Origin of the sequence: Muricauda sp. SCSIO 64092 (genome assembly GCF_023016285.1) — a bacterium.
GTDB lineage: Bacteria > Bacteroidota > Bacteroidia > Flavobacteriales > Flavobacteriaceae > Croceivirga.
The window spans coordinates 3,212,711-3,228,352 of the sequence record NZ_CP095413.1 but is presented as its reverse complement, the minus strand read 5'-3'; the positions used below and the strand labels follow the sequence as shown (position 1 = coordinate 3,228,352).

14 protein-coding genes and 1 pseudogene are annotated in these 15,642 nt (G+C 40.6%); 8 read left to right on the top strand and 7 right to left on the bottom strand.

Going from position 1 to position 15,642, the window contains the following annotated elements; all coding sequences use genetic code 11:
- Positions 1-56 precede the first annotated feature (56 nt).
- The 6 genes from L0P88_RS13565 to L0P88_RS13540 form a co-directional block, all read right to left on the bottom strand.
- Complete coding sequence (locus L0P88_RS13565; RefSeq protein ID WP_247130460.1) at positions 57-260, bottom strand: hypothetical protein; 204 nt, start codon at positions 258-260, stop codon at positions 57-59.
- 6 nt (positions 261-266) lie between these two features.
- Positions 267-689 (bottom strand): hypothetical protein, encoded by a 423-nt coding sequence (locus L0P88_RS13560; RefSeq protein ID WP_247130459.1) that lies wholly within the window; start codon positions 687-689, stop codon positions 267-269.
- Between the two features lie 5 nt (positions 690-694).
- Positions 695-1,309: a relaxase/mobilization nuclease domain-containing protein gene (locus L0P88_RS13555; protein ID WP_247130458.1), complete on the bottom strand. Its 615-nt coding sequence runs from the start codon at positions 1,307-1,309 to the stop codon at positions 695-697.
- Complete coding sequence (locus tag L0P88_RS13550) at positions 1,290-1,646, bottom strand: plasmid mobilization protein (RefSeq protein WP_247130457.1); 357 nt, start codon at positions 1,644-1,646, stop codon at positions 1,290-1,292. Before L0P88_RS13550 ends, L0P88_RS13555 begins: the two co-directional genes overlap by 20 nt.
- A gap of 170 nt (positions 1,647-1,816) precedes the next feature.
- The gene (locus L0P88_RS13545; protein ID WP_247130456.1) at positions 1,817-2,203 is read right to left on the bottom strand and encodes a hypothetical protein; all 387 of its coding nucleotides are present in this window, start codon (positions 2,201-2,203) and stop codon (positions 1,817-1,819) included.
- 95 nt (positions 2,204-2,298) lie between these two features.
- Complete coding sequence (locus L0P88_RS13540) at positions 2,299-3,087, bottom strand: hypothetical protein (protein ID WP_247130455.1); 789 nt, start codon at positions 3,085-3,087, stop codon at positions 2,299-2,301.
- 522 nt (positions 3,088-3,609) lie between these two features.
- Between L0P88_RS13540 and L0P88_RS23990 the strand changes: the two genes are divergently transcribed.
- Positions 3,610-3,741, top strand: a complete 132-nt coding sequence (locus L0P88_RS23990) for a hypothetical protein (protein WP_281499685.1) — start codon at positions 3,610-3,612, stop codon at positions 3,739-3,741.
- Positions 3,742-4,221: 480 nt separating this feature from the next.
- Here the strand turns inward: L0P88_RS23990 and L0P88_RS13535 are convergent, their stop codons facing one another.
- The gene (locus L0P88_RS13535) at positions 4,222-4,668 is read right to left on the bottom strand and encodes a JAB domain-containing protein (RefSeq protein ID WP_247130454.1); all 447 of its coding nucleotides are present in this window, start codon (positions 4,666-4,668) and stop codon (positions 4,222-4,224) included.
- 648 nt (positions 4,669-5,316) lie between these two features.
- Between L0P88_RS13535 and L0P88_RS13530 the strand changes: the two genes are divergently transcribed.
- The 7 genes and pseudogenes from L0P88_RS13530 (at position 5,317) to L0P88_RS13490 (ending at position 15,635) form a co-directional block, all read left to right on the top strand.
- Positions 5,317-6,663 carry an RNA-binding domain-containing protein gene (locus L0P88_RS13530; RefSeq protein ID WP_247130453.1) on the top strand — a complete coding sequence of 449 codons (1,347 nt, stop codon included), beginning with the start codon at positions 5,317-5,319 and terminating at the stop codon, positions 6,661-6,663.
- 25 nt (positions 6,664-6,688) lie between these two features.
- Positions 6,689-9,340 (top strand): annotated as a pseudogene (locus tag L0P88_RS24145) (TrlF family AAA-like ATPase).
- Positions 9,341-9,545: 205 nt separating this feature from the next.
- Positions 9,546-10,199, top strand: a complete 654-nt coding sequence (locus tag L0P88_RS13510; RefSeq protein WP_247130449.1) for a hypothetical protein — start codon at positions 9,546-9,548, stop codon at positions 10,197-10,199.
- Positions 10,200-10,456: 257 nt separating this feature from the next.
- Positions 10,457-13,120, top strand: coding sequence for a hypothetical protein (locus tag L0P88_RS13505; protein ID WP_247130448.1), 2,664 nt, complete (start codon positions 10,457-10,459; stop codon positions 13,118-13,120).
- Entirely contained in the window at positions 13,117-13,911 is a 795-nt protein-coding gene (locus tag L0P88_RS13500; RefSeq protein WP_247130447.1) for a hypothetical protein, read from the top strand. Before L0P88_RS13505 ends, L0P88_RS13500 begins: the two co-directional genes overlap by 4 nt.
- Positions 13,904-15,115, top strand: coding sequence for a hypothetical protein (locus L0P88_RS13495; protein WP_247130446.1), 1,212 nt, complete (start codon positions 13,904-13,906; stop codon positions 15,113-15,115). The genes L0P88_RS13500 and L0P88_RS13495 overlap by 8 nt, the downstream gene beginning before the upstream one ends.
- A complete protein-coding gene (locus L0P88_RS13490) occupies positions 15,102-15,635 on the top strand; it encodes a condensin complex protein MksE (RefSeq protein WP_247130445.1) in 534 nt (177 codons plus the stop codon). The genes L0P88_RS13495 and L0P88_RS13490 overlap by 14 nt, the downstream gene beginning before the upstream one ends.
- Positions 15,636-15,642: the final 7 nt, after the last annotated feature.

Below are 15,642 nucleotides of genomic sequence, written 5' to 3'. Positions count from 1 at the left end.
AATCCGTAACGTTAGAAATTTGCTTTGACATAATTAAAAATTTGTAATTCGAAAGCCTATTTATCTAAGTGCAATTTCCCCATTGCGATGAAGAGTTCCCTGTAGTATTTTTTTTGTTTCTCCCGCTCTGTCATTAGTTTTGGTTTATGGTCAGGACATTCCCTAGCCTTCTTTTGGGAAAGTATGGCTTCCAAATCCTTTACGGACAAGCTTTCCAAAAGAGCATTTAAGAGTTTATCACTGACCAAATTTCCTTCCATGACGTATTATAGCCTTCTTCGTTTCCGCCTTCTTTTTCGTTTGTACCTGTCCAATTCCTCAAGTTCCAACTTGAAGGCGTTCCATGGATTATCCTCAACCAAGGGCTTTACATGTCCAATTCCTTTATCCTTTCCCAAATGGTAGTTTGGTTTCTCATGAGCATTTTTAAGCCCTTCAACATTTCGCGCTGGAGCTTCAATAGCTCTTTCCGATTCATCTCCGATGTCTCCAAAAGCTCGTGCATTTCCTTTACTTGGCCCGCTATGTTCGAGAATAATTGAACGGTCTCTTTCTTGGTCATAATCCAGATGTTTGATAATGTTGTTCCATGAATATTGTCTTCCCAATGTGCTTCCCTTGTACACTACCCCTTCGTAATCGAATGAGATTCCGGTGACCCTTCCCGTGGTCACGCTTGCATTGAACATGGGGGTTACCCTTTTTTCTTAAGCTCCCCTATAAAACCCTGTACATCGTTTGAACGTATCATTGCCCCATCTATCCTTTGTTGTAGAACTAGTTTTATGGGTGCTTTTCCCGTACGTATCGCTTTTTCAATTTCCTGTTGGGTGATGCCCGCTTTCTGTTTAAGAACTGGACTTTCAACTTGGGAGAGGCCGTATTTGATTTCCAGTTTACGAACCAGCTTTTCACTGCGCTGATAGTCCCTACTATCGGAAACTACTTCACCCGAATACTTTACCCTATTGGCGATGATATGGATATGCTCATGATTGGTGTCCGTATGGCGGTACATGATGTACTGGTTGCTGTCAAAGCCCATCCCTTGCAGATAATCAAAGCCCAGATTGGCAAATTCGCTATCCCCCAGATTGTCCATCAGGGGTAGGTTGAGCGACACATGGTAAACGACCTTTTCCAGATTTGGACGGAGCTGCCTGACCATGTTGAACTCCTTGGTCATGTTGACCACGGTATCATGGCTGATACCACAGTCCAGTACATATCCCTGGTCGTTTTCAACCTTCTTTTCGTTGTAGGCCAAAAGCCCATAGAAATCCTTGCCCTTAATCTGCTTTGCTAGCATCGTAAACGATTTTTGATTTCAGGTCATCGATAAGGAGTTTCATTTCATTTAATTGCTCATCCAAATGAATAGGGTTCCGCATGCCCAAATATCTTTGTCTGGTCAATTGGTTGATATTGTTCCCAATACGGGAAAGCTCCACGTATACCTTTCGGTCGATGGGGGAATACCGCATCTTTGCGAGCACCGAGCCTGATATCTTTTTCCTGATAAACTGGGGAACGGTAAGTCCCAATGAATCGGCATTTTTTGTCAGTTCAAGATACTTGTCCGCATTGAGCCTAAAGCTTACGATTATAGCCTTCAACGCTTTTACATCCTTTTTTGGTCGTGCCATTTTTATGGGTTTGGGGAAGGTCACCGATATACTTTGCGAACGATGTGAGCAGTTTTTGTTTACAAAAACATGGCTTGCTTCGTGACCTCCGACTTCTTAAGGCAAACCTAAGGCAGTGTTGGGTTTATTTTGGGCAGTAGCGTACATGGGTTAATGTACGTTACCCATGGTCAGCATTGCAGAATGTCCCTGTAAGTTGCTTCTAGGGATTGTGCCGCTTCCTTTATTTTAAAATACAATTGGGAATAGGTGACCAAGTGGGCAAGCGTCTGTCGGTATTTTGCCTTTCGAAGACCATCGTTCTCATAATGACTGCATGGGTCTTTTGGATGTACCTCGTTCGGTGAACTAAAGGAATTCATGGCACTATGGGAAAACTCAAACCGTTGGGAGGCTTTTCTATGGATGCTATCAAGAGTAAGATCTTTTGGATATTCCCTGACATCATAATACAATTCTTCAAGGATAACGATGAAGGCTCGACGACGGGATAATTTCGGCTTTTTTTGGGACTGCTCCAATTCCTTTTGGGCATCCATCAAAAGTTGCTGTGCCAATTTTATCTGCTCCGAAGTATAAGTATTTCCCTAAATCAAGGTCTTCCCACCCTTGTCTCTTTTTTCAAGGTAACGCATCAAGGCACCGACGGTGCTCATAACCTTGGTCCTTCCTTGTCTTTTCTCTTTGAAGGCCCATTTTCGATGGCCATCTTCATTACCGTTGTCAATTTCTTCAACCGTAACTGAAGCCCAACGAGATTCGATTGTATGATATCCCCAACCAGCATGTAATCCATCAAAGTGGAATCCTGTTTCAATACCTTGGACTTGGACATCAGCAACAAAAGGCCTTTTTCATGGTCGTCCAACCCCGTTCCGTAAAGATCAAGTCGGTTATCCAAACCTTCGAGAAACTCCTCCATTCCAACGTCATCCTGACTAACGGTAATCTGCTCGGTTTTCCATTCCATACTTCCCAAAATCTCCTTGCCCATGTGGTCTAGGGCATAGCGACCATATTCCCATTTCCTGTAGGAAACCGTTGGGTCGATAAGTTCCATTTCCACAAAGTCCATCAAGGCCTCATTGGAGAGAAGGTTCTTGAGATCATGTTCCATCTCAAGAAGTTTGTGAAATTCCGACTTTGACCCCTCATCCAAATTGTTCAGGAAGTGTCCACAAAAAGACTGGGGGATATCGAACATTCCTTGTGCATTTTCCTTGATGGAATCCATAAAAACAGGCCGTTGTTCCTCATGTACCTCATCGTAATGTAGGCCGTAGGTGAACAGTACTTTTACAAGGGAGCTGAGCTGTGCTTCCGATAACTGCACGGAGGTGTTGGAAGGGGAAGAACCATCCCTATTCTGAAATGCCTCCCTGAAAGATAGGTGGCTTACAGGGTGCGATAGGTCCAAAACGGTATAGACGGTTTGTGACATATCGTAAATTTAGGCAAAAGAAGGGGTTCTTACCGATTTTTGGGATTTACTTGTTCCATTCGGTGGCATTGTCTTCGGGTATCTCCTTATCCCAAATAATGGCATACACCTTCAGTCATTCGAAGTTTTTGGAGCGGATTTCCTTGAAAAGTTTCTTTTGACCTTTTGGCAAAGATTCAGGTGCAACAAATGATGCGTGTTCTCGTCGATACGTATAGGTCCCGTCCAACCTTCCAAATGTTCCTTTTCCAATTTTCGAAATTGGTTCCATCCAAAATTCGATATACCATAAAGTCATCACAGTCCGCCTCCATGAGTTGTTCCCGGGACTTTTTTGAGTAGTGCAGTCGCCTCCTCACCGCCATAAAAGAGATGGGTATGTTTTTTCTTGTTCATGTTTTTGGTTGGCAAATGGCTTTGGGTAAATCGACTAACATTCAACAAATTAAAGATAAACATTAGTTTGAAATTCACGCCCTGTAGAGCGTTATTTTTTAAAGGTGATTTTTTGATATTGTCCCTATGGTGAAAGAGGACGACCAAGACAGGTTCGAGGCGATAGGAAAAAGAATCAAGGAATTACGGCTAAAAGCGGGCTATTCCAGTTTGGAAACCTTTGCCAACGAGCATAATCTCAGCCGACGTAACTATTGACGGTTGGAAAGTGATGGCGATTTCAAAATGTCTACCCTGCTCCGCATCATTGAAATTCATAAAATGTCATTGGAAGCATTTTTTAAGGGTATCCAATACTAAAGGTTCATCACAATGGCCTAATAAATATCTAAATAGCTATCACCAATTAAACTCATAAATGTAGATAGCTTTTATTAAGGGCGAGGCAAGCTTTTTTAGCCTATGAATTCCCCAAGTTTCCGAAAACAAGCAGTATGTACTTTGGAAAGTCGAAAACCATTGACCTGCTAAAAAAATCCATTTTTACACAGCTATATTTCGACAGCAAATATGATCTAGTGCCGAAATATAGCCTTCCAAGTTTTACTTAAAATATAAAGTTGTATTTTGATTTTAAGGTAGAGACCTTATCATCATGAGTAACCCACCATTAAGTAGTACTATATAATTCAAGGAGATTTTAAAAAAGTTCCTTTCATAAAATCCATGAAATCACCCCTATACCAAACCTCTATCGGCAAAGCTGTAATAGGAGCCATCGGGGGCCAGTATGATATGATCCAGCACCTTGACATTAAAAAGTTTGGAGGCGTCCTGTATCTGTTTGGTGATGCTTTTATCGTTGGCGCTGGGTTTTAGCATACCGCTCGGATGGTTATGACACAATATGATTGAAACTGTAAGGCTTTTGAGGACGATGGCGAACAGGATACGCAGATCGACCGTGGTTCCCGTTATCCCTTCTTTAGAGATCTCATAGATACCCTTGACCTGATTTCCGTTGTTGAGCAATACCACCTTGAAAGATTCCTGTAATCCTATGTTGCCCTTGTCCCAATCTTCGAACAATACCTCGGCCGCTTCTTCCGATGAACTTACTTTCTTCCAGCCAAATTCGGGAATCTCGTGCCGATAACTTACCTCAATTTCATTGATTGCCCTCATGGTACTCCGATATGGTTTATTTGCCTGTTTTTCGATTACTTAACTTACTTCAAGATACGATCATGTGTCTTAAATAACCAGTATTTGTGCTTAAAGACCCCCATTTGACTTCTTTCTCCCTACCCACAAAACGGCACCCGTCAGGGTGCCAAAACCCCTTGTGGGAAAACCAATGCGGCGTGACTTATTTAGGTCCCACCGCATTGAAAATGGTCCATATTGCACTTATCAATGTTGGCTTTGGCGAACGTAGACCATTACCTATTCATCAGGTAATGGGCAAGGTCATTTGAGCACTAGAGAGCTGTTCCAAATGGTCGCCCCTCTAGGCAGCGGAGTCATAACAGCTTTGTTAGAGGAAATGAAGAAAACCAGAGCACATTTCTAAAGGGAGGGCTTTACTAAACCTCTCTAAGAGCAGCGCAGTAACTGCTGAGGGTTCATTCCTTAATTTGCTTTATTCATTGGTTAGGTGTATCCAACAGGCATGGGATTCGTGCCCCCACTCTTCATGTTGATGAAAACCACGAGTTTTCTCCATAATCAAAATCCCATGTCGAGTTATTTTTACCTCTACATACGCCTTAATCAATGCATTTTCAAGGATTAATATTGCTATATTTAAATTCTGTAGAAACCAATAAAACAATGCCGGAAACCAACCGTATAGAGTACAAAAGAGAACTTTCAACGGGGCTTGAAAAAGAGGTTATTGCCTTCCTGAACTCCAGAGAAGGAGGCCTGCTTTATATTGGCTTGGATAAAGATGGTAACACCTATGGGTTGGCAGATTCTGATAGTGACCAACTCAAAATCAAAGATCGGCTAAAAAACAATATTAGACCCTCTGCCCTAGGGCTTTTTGATATTGTCTCAGAGGAAAAAGAGGGGCAGGATATTTTAAAGATTATTGTAGCAAGCGGCCCTGAAAAACCATATCATCTCAGAAAATACGGAATGAGTGAAAAAGGCTGTTTTATCCGTATCGGTTCGGCTGCCGAACCTATGCCCCAAAAAATGATTGATGAGCTTTTTGCCTCGCGCACACGAAATTCTATCAGCAGGATAAAGTCCATTAGACAGGATTTGACCTTTGGGCAATTGAAAATATACTATGAGGAGTCGGGTCATAAGCTGAGTAGCAACTTTACGAAAAACTTGGAGCTGCTGACCGAGGACAACACGTTCAATTATGCAGCGTATCTGCTAGCGGATAAGAACAGTACGTCCATCAAAGTTGCCAAATATTCGGGCGGTAATCGAGCAGATTTGGTCGAAAGTAATGAATACGGTAATGAATGCCTGGTCAAGGCTACTAAACAGGTCATAGACAAAATAGCGATAGAGAACCGCACCACGACAAAAATCACCTCCAAAGAGCGTCAACAATCCCAACTCTGGAATCCCATTGCTTTACGGGAGGGTATTATCAACGCCTTTGTGCATAATGACTATACCAATGAAATACCGCCCAAATTTGAAATCTTTGCAGATAGAATAGAAATCACGTCTGCTGGAGGCTTACCCGAAGGATTGAGTAAAAAAGAATTTTTTGAAGGCTTCTCCGTACCTCGCAATAAAGAGCTGATGCGCATCTTTAAGGATCTGGAACTCGTAGAGCAATTGGGTTCCGGTATTCCTCGAATCCTGGAGCACTATGGTAAAGATAGTTTTAGCTTCTCGGACAACTTTCTAAGAATGAATTTTATGGCTAAAGAAGTAGCTGTAGTTGATGGTGGTCAAACAGGTGGTGTAATAGGTGGTGTAATAGGTGGTGTAATAAGTGAGGCTATAGATAATGAATCTGCTCTGGCCAAAAGACAAAAAGAGGTTCTAAGACTTATTGCTGCTAATACCGCTATAACTTATAATGAAATTGCCCAAGCTTTAGGTATTAATGAATCTGCCGTTGGTAAACATATCAATGCCCTTAAGGAAAAAGGGTATCTAGAGCGTAAGGAGGGAACACGAGGCTACTGGGAAATAAACTTATAACAATCAAAAAGTACGGTAAAACAGGATGACCAATGGGGCAAAATTTTTAAGAGCGGACTTACATATACATTCTTACGGAGAATTTGGTTCTTATGATGTGAAAGATTCAACAATGACACCTGAAGCCATTGTAGATACCGCAATAGAGAAAGGATTAAAAATCATAAGCATCACCGATCACAATGAGATTTTTAATGCAAATACCGCCATAAATTACGCAAAAGACAAAGAAATCCCTGTATCCCGGAATAGAGGTAACTACCACCCAAGGGCATCTTCTTTTGTACTTTGAAACTTTTCAAGATTTAAGGGCATTCTACGGTAAACTAACCATCAGCAATGACAAGAAAACCACATCGCAAGGCATTGTGGAATGTTTGGATTATGCACATCAACATAATGGTATAGGTGTCCTAGCCCATATTGAACTTGATCCTGGGTTTGAAAAAACAATTGGGCGTTTTGGCCCGTCAATTGAAGAGATCATTTGTCATCATAATCTATTAGGCCTTGAAATAGCAAAAAAAGAAAGCTTTCATCTTTACAACGATAATGACGATGATGCCAATAGAAAGAGGTTATTGGCCCTAAGACGTACCTACCTACTTTTAGATGAGGACAATGTAATGCCTAAGTTAATGGGTTCTGATTCACACACCCTTAGTAAATTAGGCACCAATGCGGAAGGAAAGGAGAAATTGACCAGGATAAAAGTTGATGAATTAAATTTTCATGCCTTAAAGGTGGCACTCCTAAGTCATGAATCAAGAATCCGGCTTGAAGATTTAATCCCCGAGCAGAGACCTATGTTCAATAGTATTTCTTTAGAAGGTGGGCTATTGGATAAAATGACCGTTGATTTAAGCCCCAATCTGACTTGCATTATTGGAAGCAGGGGTGCTGGCAAATCGACCCTCTTGGAAACCGTACGCGAGACATCGGGGAATAACTCTACTTCAAAAGTTGTCGATTCGGAAGTATGGCCGCAAAAAATATCGCTTACATACACGGACGAGACCGGACAATTGGTAGAATTCTCAAGAGAAAAAAATAGTGGTACACAAAACCTCACTGACCCGGTCAATGGTATTTCCAAAGTGGAAATCGAAAGCTACGGGCAGGGTGAAACCGCAGAGACCATACAGCACAGCGACGAGAACCCCATAGTATTGATTGATTTTTTAGATGGATTCTTAGACCTGGAAGCCCTCATTTAGAGGATAAAGAACTCATTGCCGATTTACTGAACAACCAAAGTGAAGCAAGAAAGTTAAGGTTGGAGCTGTTGAGTCTTGAGGAGACAAAAAAAGCTTTAAAAAACGAAGAGAAAAAATTAGAGAATCTAAAAAAGCAAAGAGCGGGCGAATTGGTTAAATACCAAAATGCGTTAATTAAAGAAAGGCAGATAAGAAATGATTTGATAGCAGATTTAAAGCAGCTCATTCAAACGTATAAAGACATTCTCAACGATGATGAGACCTTTGAAAATTTTGAAAAGTTGACTGATGATGAAATCGTGGTGGGCAAAGACTATTTTCAGAAGGTTAAGGATATTGTAAGCGATTTTTCCAAGATTGTAAAATCAAAGGCTGGGGAATTGAACATTGCCCTGGGCACAAAAGTTGAAGAACTACGGACGGAATTAAAGAATTGGGCTTCAAAGGAGAAAACAATCCAAGCTCAAATGGATGTGAAAAAACAAGAATTGGAAGCCCAGGGGATTCCGTTTGATTTAGGTAAAATCAACCAGATTTCAAAGGATATCATAGATTTGGGGAATCGCGTAAGAAAACTTGAAAACAGTAAAAAACTGTTAGGAGCGCTTCAGAAAGAACGCAAGGAGCTTCTGACCAAAAGAAAGGACAATAAGCAAAAGGTCCATTATTACAGGAACGCTTTCGCCCAGACCATAAACGATAATCTTAAGAATACCCTCGACGGTCTATTTATCAATGTCAAGTATGATCAGGGAAATTATTCTGATGAATTTGAACAACTTCTAAAAACAACCATGGATTGGCGGACTTCTCAGGTACCGAGAGCCAGTTTGATTTCCAAACGATTGTCACCGTTCGAATTTGTGGAAACCTGTATTGGGAAAGATGTTGATGCCTTAAAGGGTTTAAAAGATGACGAAGGGAAAAGTTTTATTAGGGATTATGAAGCACAGTCCATTGTGGATAAGGTTACCAAGGAGTACGTCTATGAGGATTTTGAAGCCTTGCCTTTCGAGGATAGACCAACTATCTCCGTAACCAAATTGTACAACGATGAAGAAACGGGCAAGACATTGAGGAATACAAAATCAATATCCCAATTGTCTCTAGGCCAGCAACAATCGGTTTTACTTGGTATCCTAATGCTTTCAAAAAGCACTACCCCATTGATTATTGATCAACCTGAAGATAATCTTGACAGCGAATTCATATTCAAGACCATTGTCAAAAATCTGAGGAAAATTAAAGAATCCAGACAAGTAATCATTGTGACGCACAACCCAAATATTGCCGTACTTGGTGATGCAGAACTGATAATTCCTTTAAAAAGTACCAGTGTGAAATCACATATTTTGGAAGCGGGCTCCATTGACCGTCAAGCTACACGAGATATTAGTTGTGAAATACTTGAAGGAGGTAAATCCGCATTTAAAAGGCGCCAGCAGATTTATGGGATATAAAGCAGTGGCAATTTAATTGAAAAACCTTGACAAATATTACTGTTTCAACGAAACTGGGGAGTGCAGTCTACCATCTAAATCTGAAGTCCTTGAACTTCAAGACAAAGGAGTAAAACCAGTTGCCTTCCTGGACAGTAATGTATGTTTAAACATCTTCAGGCTAATCGATTATGGAAAGAATGCCACCAACTGTAATCGAAGAAAGGTGCTCCAATTAAAAAACCATATTTCAAAATCTGGATTGCCCATCAGTGGTTTGTTAGGTATTATGGAACTGTGTGAAAAGAATGGCGAATTTCTAAATAATAAATACCGTGATTTCAAATACAGGCTTGAATTTTTTGAGCAAGTACCCTCAAAAGTCTTAAACACCGGCAATTATGATTTTCATCGAGACTTTCATTTGGTGCGGGAATTACCCACCTTTTATAAAGATAATTCCTGGTATGAAGCGCTACCTGGGCTACAGTTCAGTTATGCCGCTCTACTAAAAATTCGAGAACTGGCCCTAAAAGGCACTAAAAAGAAAGATGCCATCCCCAACATCGAGGCTTTTACCGAATGGATGTCCAAAAGTTTGGGGCTGATGCTTGGCATAGAGCTCAAACTGGCGATAAGTGTTTTTGGGGGAAGAACAGCATTCAGGAAAATGATTGGACTTGACAATGATCCTGTATCCGCAAAGAAGATAAAGGGATCCGCATGGGATATCTTTCATGCAAGATATTGCCTGAACAACGCCAATATCAGCAAGCATTTCGGCGAGAACATCTCTTCGTATTTTGTGACCAACGATTACAACCTCTTTGGCCTGTTATCGAAGTATTCGCTAACAGGAATTATTGACCCCAGGGGATGATTCGGGTTCCACAAGTTGGTATAACACAGATTTTAACTACCTCCATTTAACAAGGGAATTTTTGGAAAAATACACCGAATTAACCTTAAATTTAATGTACGATCGACTGAAGATCAACTTTCATTACGATAAAGAAAAAATAAAACGTCTAACACAACAGCTCGAAAATGTAAATGGTATAGCCAGTGTATAAACGAATAAAATGCTGTTGTATCCCAATCCGGCAGAATTGAAAACATAAAATCGAAAGGAACCCAATGCTGAAACGATTAATAGTGCTGAATTCCGATATTTACGCAAAGGCTGACATCGAGTTCGGCAATTGCAATTCCATTCAAATGGTCGGACCGAACAATATTGGTAAAAGCACCTTGATCTACGCCCTCAACTTTCTCTTTATCATCGATGGAAGGGATATGATATTTAGTGGCAACCGAATCGGGGACAAAACCAGCTTCAACCACTATTTTCCGACCATCAATTCCAGTTTTGTAATCTTTGAGATTTTTAAGAATCGTTACTACTCCATTTTGGTCAAAAGGAATGCCGAGGGCGGTCTCGATTATTTTAAAATTGACAGTGAATACAAGGAGACCAACTATTTTGATGAGACCCCCAAGGGGAAAAAGCTTAAAAAGTTTGAAGCCTTGCTTTCCGAATTCACCACAAAAGGAATCGAACATTTCAAATTTGCCGACCGCAGGGAAGTTTTCAATTACGTCTATAAAAATGGAAAGAGAAATAGTGCTGTCGTTTGGTTAAACCAGAATGTCAAACAAGATGGAAGAGGCATTAGCAATAACTTTTCGAAAATCTATAAATATCTAATGGACTCCAAACTCATCACCAACAAATCCTTTAAGGAGTCATTGATCATTTCGGATAACAGGGAAAACGCAAAAGTTTCTTTTTCAAGGAAAGAGGAAAAGGCCATCAAAGACTTACTAAAGCACAATCGGGAAATAAAAGTCATTAAGGGCATACGGAAGAAATTTGGCGAGTTTAAGGAACTGGTCAACCAATATGAAGGAAAGAGTGCCGTGCTCTCGGAACTGATCTTTGCTTTTGACCAGCAGTATTCATCGCTCAATTCTGAATTGGCGGCATCGGTCACCGAAAAGAAGACAGAAAGGGACAATTCCAAAACCTATTTAAGCGAAACGCTTATTCCCAAAAAGGACGGTCATAACAAAACGCTGGGCAAGATAGAGACCCAGTTGGACCAAAAGCAGCAGGATATTGACAAAACCGACAAAACGATAAAAGAGATCCAGTCTTATGAGGGGCTTCAATTTTTAGAGGAATCCCTTCACAACCTTGATGCCCAGAGAAAAGTTGTTGAAAGCCAGCTCACCCAGATCGAGGACCAAAATCTTAGTAGTAAGGAGATTCAGAACAAAATTGACAAGGCCAATTCCCAAATCCAGAAAATCACTCAACAAATAAATGGCTATTCCAATCAATTGATCCATCAAATCTCGGATCGTCAAGAGCATAAAGAACTGCTGAACAAGATTCTTTCCACCGACATTTCCAGTATTCCGGCCAAACATATTTCCAAAAAGGTGTCAAAGATCTGGGAGGAATTACAACTCTTTGATGGCGCCATCACCTTACCGTCAGATTTAAAGGGTAGGCCCATTGCATCGATTGCCGATCTACAACTACGCCTTCAAGAATCCAGGAAGGAAAAGAAGCATAATGAAAAACTGCTCCCCATAGCCAAGGATTTCGAAAAACATCGTAAGGGTCTGGCCGATATCAATGTCAAAATCAAAGCCATAACGGATAAGATCGAGAAAATAAAACAACTCCCCAGCCTAGAAAAGGCACTTGAATCCCTTAAGCTGGAATTGGAGAGCCTAAAGCAACAGAAAAAGGAATCCGCCAATGAAATCAAACGATTGGAAGACGAAATATCAAAACTCCGGGAAAGTTTAGATCTGGCAACCGAAGAGATTTTGACCAAGGAGAAAAGGATTGAGGAAATCCAAAACTGGAAAATGGAACTGGAGGAATACGGGATACGTCCCCAAAAATACGAATCAACAGATACCCTGGACAACATCTACCGGAACATCCGACGCGATTATCAGGAAAGGAATAGAGTAAAATACGATAGGGACCGTCTTTTCGACGAATTAAAGAACAGTACCGAAACGTCTTATGCCAGTCAAAGTGATTTTATAGATTTTGTCGAATCTGAAATGGCCGCAGAGGAAAACAAAAAAAAGTCCGTTGACCTGTTGCTCGCAAATATCTCCAATTCCTTCGCGGTTCCCTGCAAAACCTTCCTTTTGAGATTTGAGGAATTTAACACCTTCATCAAGAACGAATTTAACGCAAAGATCAAGAAAATAAGGATTTCCGATATCGACTCTTTGAAGATTGAGATCATTGAAAATGAAAGGCTTATCAAAGATTTGAACAAGATTATGCAAATCAGCGATATGACCTCGGAATTTGTCTTTGATGACCAATCGGACAACCTGAATATCTTAAATCAGTACTTGGAGGACAAGACCACAATACACTTCAATGACGTATTTGACATCAAACTCCATCTACACAAAGCGGGACATCACAAAGTGTTTGATTTGAAGGACCAGGTGGAATCGGATGGAACGGATAAAATGATCCGTTTGGTCCTTATCATGTCAATTATCAATCAAATGGTCATTAAGGACAGTGAAAATAAGATTGTGCTTTTTATTGATGAAGTCCTTACCATTGACCGTAGCAATAGGAGTGAATTGGTGAATTTCTGCAAAGAAAATTTCTTCCTTCCGATCTTTGCCTCCATTCCACCTTTGGTGGATGGTTTCGATAAGTATTATATGGTTCGAAGGGGAAAGGGGAAAATTATTGTAAGTGAAAATAATGGGAATGTGGTCATAAGGAAACCTGTTGCATCATCATGAAAGAGGTTGATTTCAGAACATACAAATCCTTGATTGAGAACAAGTCGATATCCAAATCGGCAGTTCCCAAAGGGGTCTTTTCGTCCGATGCATTTCAGAATTTACTTCGATCCGCAATATTGAGAACCATCAAATCCAGCAGGGGGTTTAAAATAGAGGTTGCCAAATCAACTGAATTCGAAACCTTCTTCAATACCATGTTCCCTGTGCATGAGGTAAAAAGAAGCAAATCGGGAAACACCAAAAAATATCGCAACTCAAAGGCTTCACAGGTCAAAGGCAACCCCATTTTCCTGTTCAGGGGATTCTCCCATCATCAAATCAATGGCAAGATGGTGGACTTGAAAAAACACACTTTGCATTTTGGATTGTTCTCAGCCATACCCAATTCACTCACCGCTGACAAACTATGCTTTGTTGAGAATATGGAGCCCTTTTTACATGCGGAAAGACTTTTGGGCAAGGACTATCTGTACATACACCGATATGGCCGAATCGGAAAAGGGTCCATTTCGATGATGAAGGCAAAAGAGGTATTGGTTTTTGTGGATTACGACTTTAACGGACTTGATGAATATCTTAGGATTAAGGAGGCTTTTACAAACGCAAGTCTTTATTTACCAAATAGTTACGATACGCTTTTCCACAAGCACTCGGTATCCTTAAAAGGAAACAAAGCCAAAATGAGCAATGCGGTCACCGAATCAAATGACCCAATCGTCATAAAAATAAGGGAACATGTCGCCCGTACCAATAGATTTTTGGAACAAGAAGCTTTGATCAATGTTTAAGTCAGAACCAAAAACCATACTACAGTTCCTGGCCACCCATTTTGACTTGCTCAGGCAACTTTTTGATATCCAAACCAAAGGTGAGGTGATACTAAAAAGTCAAGTTTCCGATGCCCTTAAAGAATTTGGGAGCGATGTGGAGCAACAGCTTTTTGACCATAAACTGCTTGTACAACAAAATGATGATTACGTTATCAACGAACCGTACTTCGTGCTGTTTGAATTTATTCTACAACAGTTCAAGCCATTGCTTCCTGAAGAAATCGAGAAGTTCGGTCAATCCATCAGGGCCCTATTCCTGAACATCAAGGATGGTCTGAAGAAGGACAGGAACCTTCTATTGGATAGAATCGAAGCATTGTCCAGCGAAATCAAGAAGTTCAGAAATGCGGTAACCAACAATACGATCAGTCTTTTAAACGAATCCAGGGAGCTAAAGGCCAATACCCAAAAAATCGAATACCAAGAAAAGATCCAGAAAGCAAGATACCTGATTGAAAACTACATTGTTCCCTTGAATACTATTTTAGATGTCAACCATACACAATCCATTTACAATGAGTTGGTCGCAGTCTCAAGGTTTTCAAATAGCAGGAGATTTGATTATTCGGACGAAAGTATTCGACGACAATTTGAAAAACAATACGACCTTTTGCGACAGGTCTTGCATGACATTGGCCGGCAATCGATGGTTCTGAGCAACGAGCTATTGCCCTTGTTGGACCGCATAAGAACAGCCAGTGAGTATCTGCAGGGATTTCATCGATACCTAAGCAATATGAACTGTTACAAGGAGATTAAACCGCCAAAGCTATTACATATTACAAGGGACACGCTGTATAGCCCCTTTATCAATGAAAACACAGAAGAGTATTTTGAGCAGTTCAAAAACGAGGAAGATGTCTTTATAGAGGAAGAGACTTGGGATATTGAACCTTGGATATTCGATGAAAACGAGTATAAATCACGGCTGGGATCAGCGCTTCCGATCGCCGATTTCTTTACATGGTGCAAGGAGGCCCTTGAGAATGACAAGAAGGATTTTGATATCGATAGCTATTTTATGGTGGCCAGTCTTGTTTTTGAGGAAGAGTATGAGGTTGAGCAGGACAAGGTGGACAGGAATATTACCCTGAAAACCAAACAGGGAGTGTTTATAATGCCCAAACTAAAAATCAGCAAAAAAGAGCATGTATCCGAATAAGCACAGGCAGATAGTCGATTCACTAAGGGATGGGAGGTTCATCACCGCGGACGAACCCCTTTTTGATATCATCAAGGTAAGTGAACAAGAGGGCTTTTACACCAAGTTCTTTGATGTGTCCTTTGGGTATGAACTCAAGGGAACACAAGATTTCTATTATCTGATATCTGATGAAACACAAGAAAACACCTCTAGGGACATCTGCATATTTTTCTCCGTTTTATGCTATGAGTTGGACAAGGATGGAAGAAACTTTTTGGATGAACTGAGATATTCCGATTTCCATTTGGATGAACTCATTGATTATATCACAAACAGCACTTGGACGGATGTTATCGAGGCCAACAAACAATTGAACGAAGTTGGCAATATCAAAAAACTGATTGAAAGTACGCTTGTGAAAAGGAACATAGCCGTTAAACATCCTGAGGACAAATATTCGTTTACCAGAGCCTATAAGCTGTTCATTGATTTTGCGAAAGACCTTATTAAAAGTGAATCGCAGAATGACCAACCCTAAAATCCTG

Bases quoted from the DNA above. Each gene is read 5' to 3' on its own strand.
- L0P88_RS13565 (WP_247130460.1), bottom strand. From the start codon at position 260: ATGGAAGGAAATTTGGTCAGTGATAAACTCTTAAATGCTCTTTTGGAA.
- L0P88_RS13560 (WP_247130459.1), bottom strand. From the start codon at position 689: ATGTTCAATGCAAGCGTGACCACGGGAAGGGTCACCGGAATCTCATTC.
- L0P88_RS13555 (WP_247130458.1), bottom strand. From the start codon at position 1,309: ATGCTAGCAAAGCAGATTAAGGGCAAGGATTTCTATGGGCTTTTGGCC.
- L0P88_RS13550 (WP_247130457.1), bottom strand. From the start codon at position 1,646: ATGGCACGACCAAAAAAGGATGTAAAAGCGTTGAAGGCTATAATCGTA.
- L0P88_RS13540 (WP_247130455.1), bottom strand. From the start codon at position 3,087: ATGTCACAAACCGTCTATACCGTTTTGGACCTATCGCACCCTGTAAGC.
- L0P88_RS23990 (WP_281499685.1), top strand. From the start codon at position 3,610: ATGGTGAAAGAGGACGACCAAGACAGGTTCGAGGCGATAGGAAAAAGA.
- L0P88_RS13535 (WP_247130454.1), bottom strand. From the start codon at position 4,668: ATGAGGGCAATCAATGAAATTGAGGTAAGTTATCGGCACGAGATTCCC.
- L0P88_RS13530 (WP_247130453.1), top strand. From the start codon at position 5,317: ATGCCGGAAACCAACCGTATAGAGTACAAAAGAGAACTTTCAACGGGG.
- L0P88_RS13505 (WP_247130448.1), top strand. From the start codon at position 10,457: ATGCTGAAACGATTAATAGTGCTGAATTCCGATATTTACGCAAAGGCT.
- L0P88_RS13500 (WP_247130447.1), top strand. From the start codon at position 13,117: ATGAAAGAGGTTGATTTCAGAACATACAAATCCTTGATTGAGAACAAG.
- L0P88_RS13495 (WP_247130446.1), top strand. From the start codon at position 13,904: ATGTTTAAGTCAGAACCAAAAACCATACTACAGTTCCTGGCCACCCAT.
- L0P88_RS13490 (WP_247130445.1), top strand. From the start codon at position 15,102: ATGTATCCGAATAAGCACAGGCAGATAGTCGATTCACTAAGGGATGGG.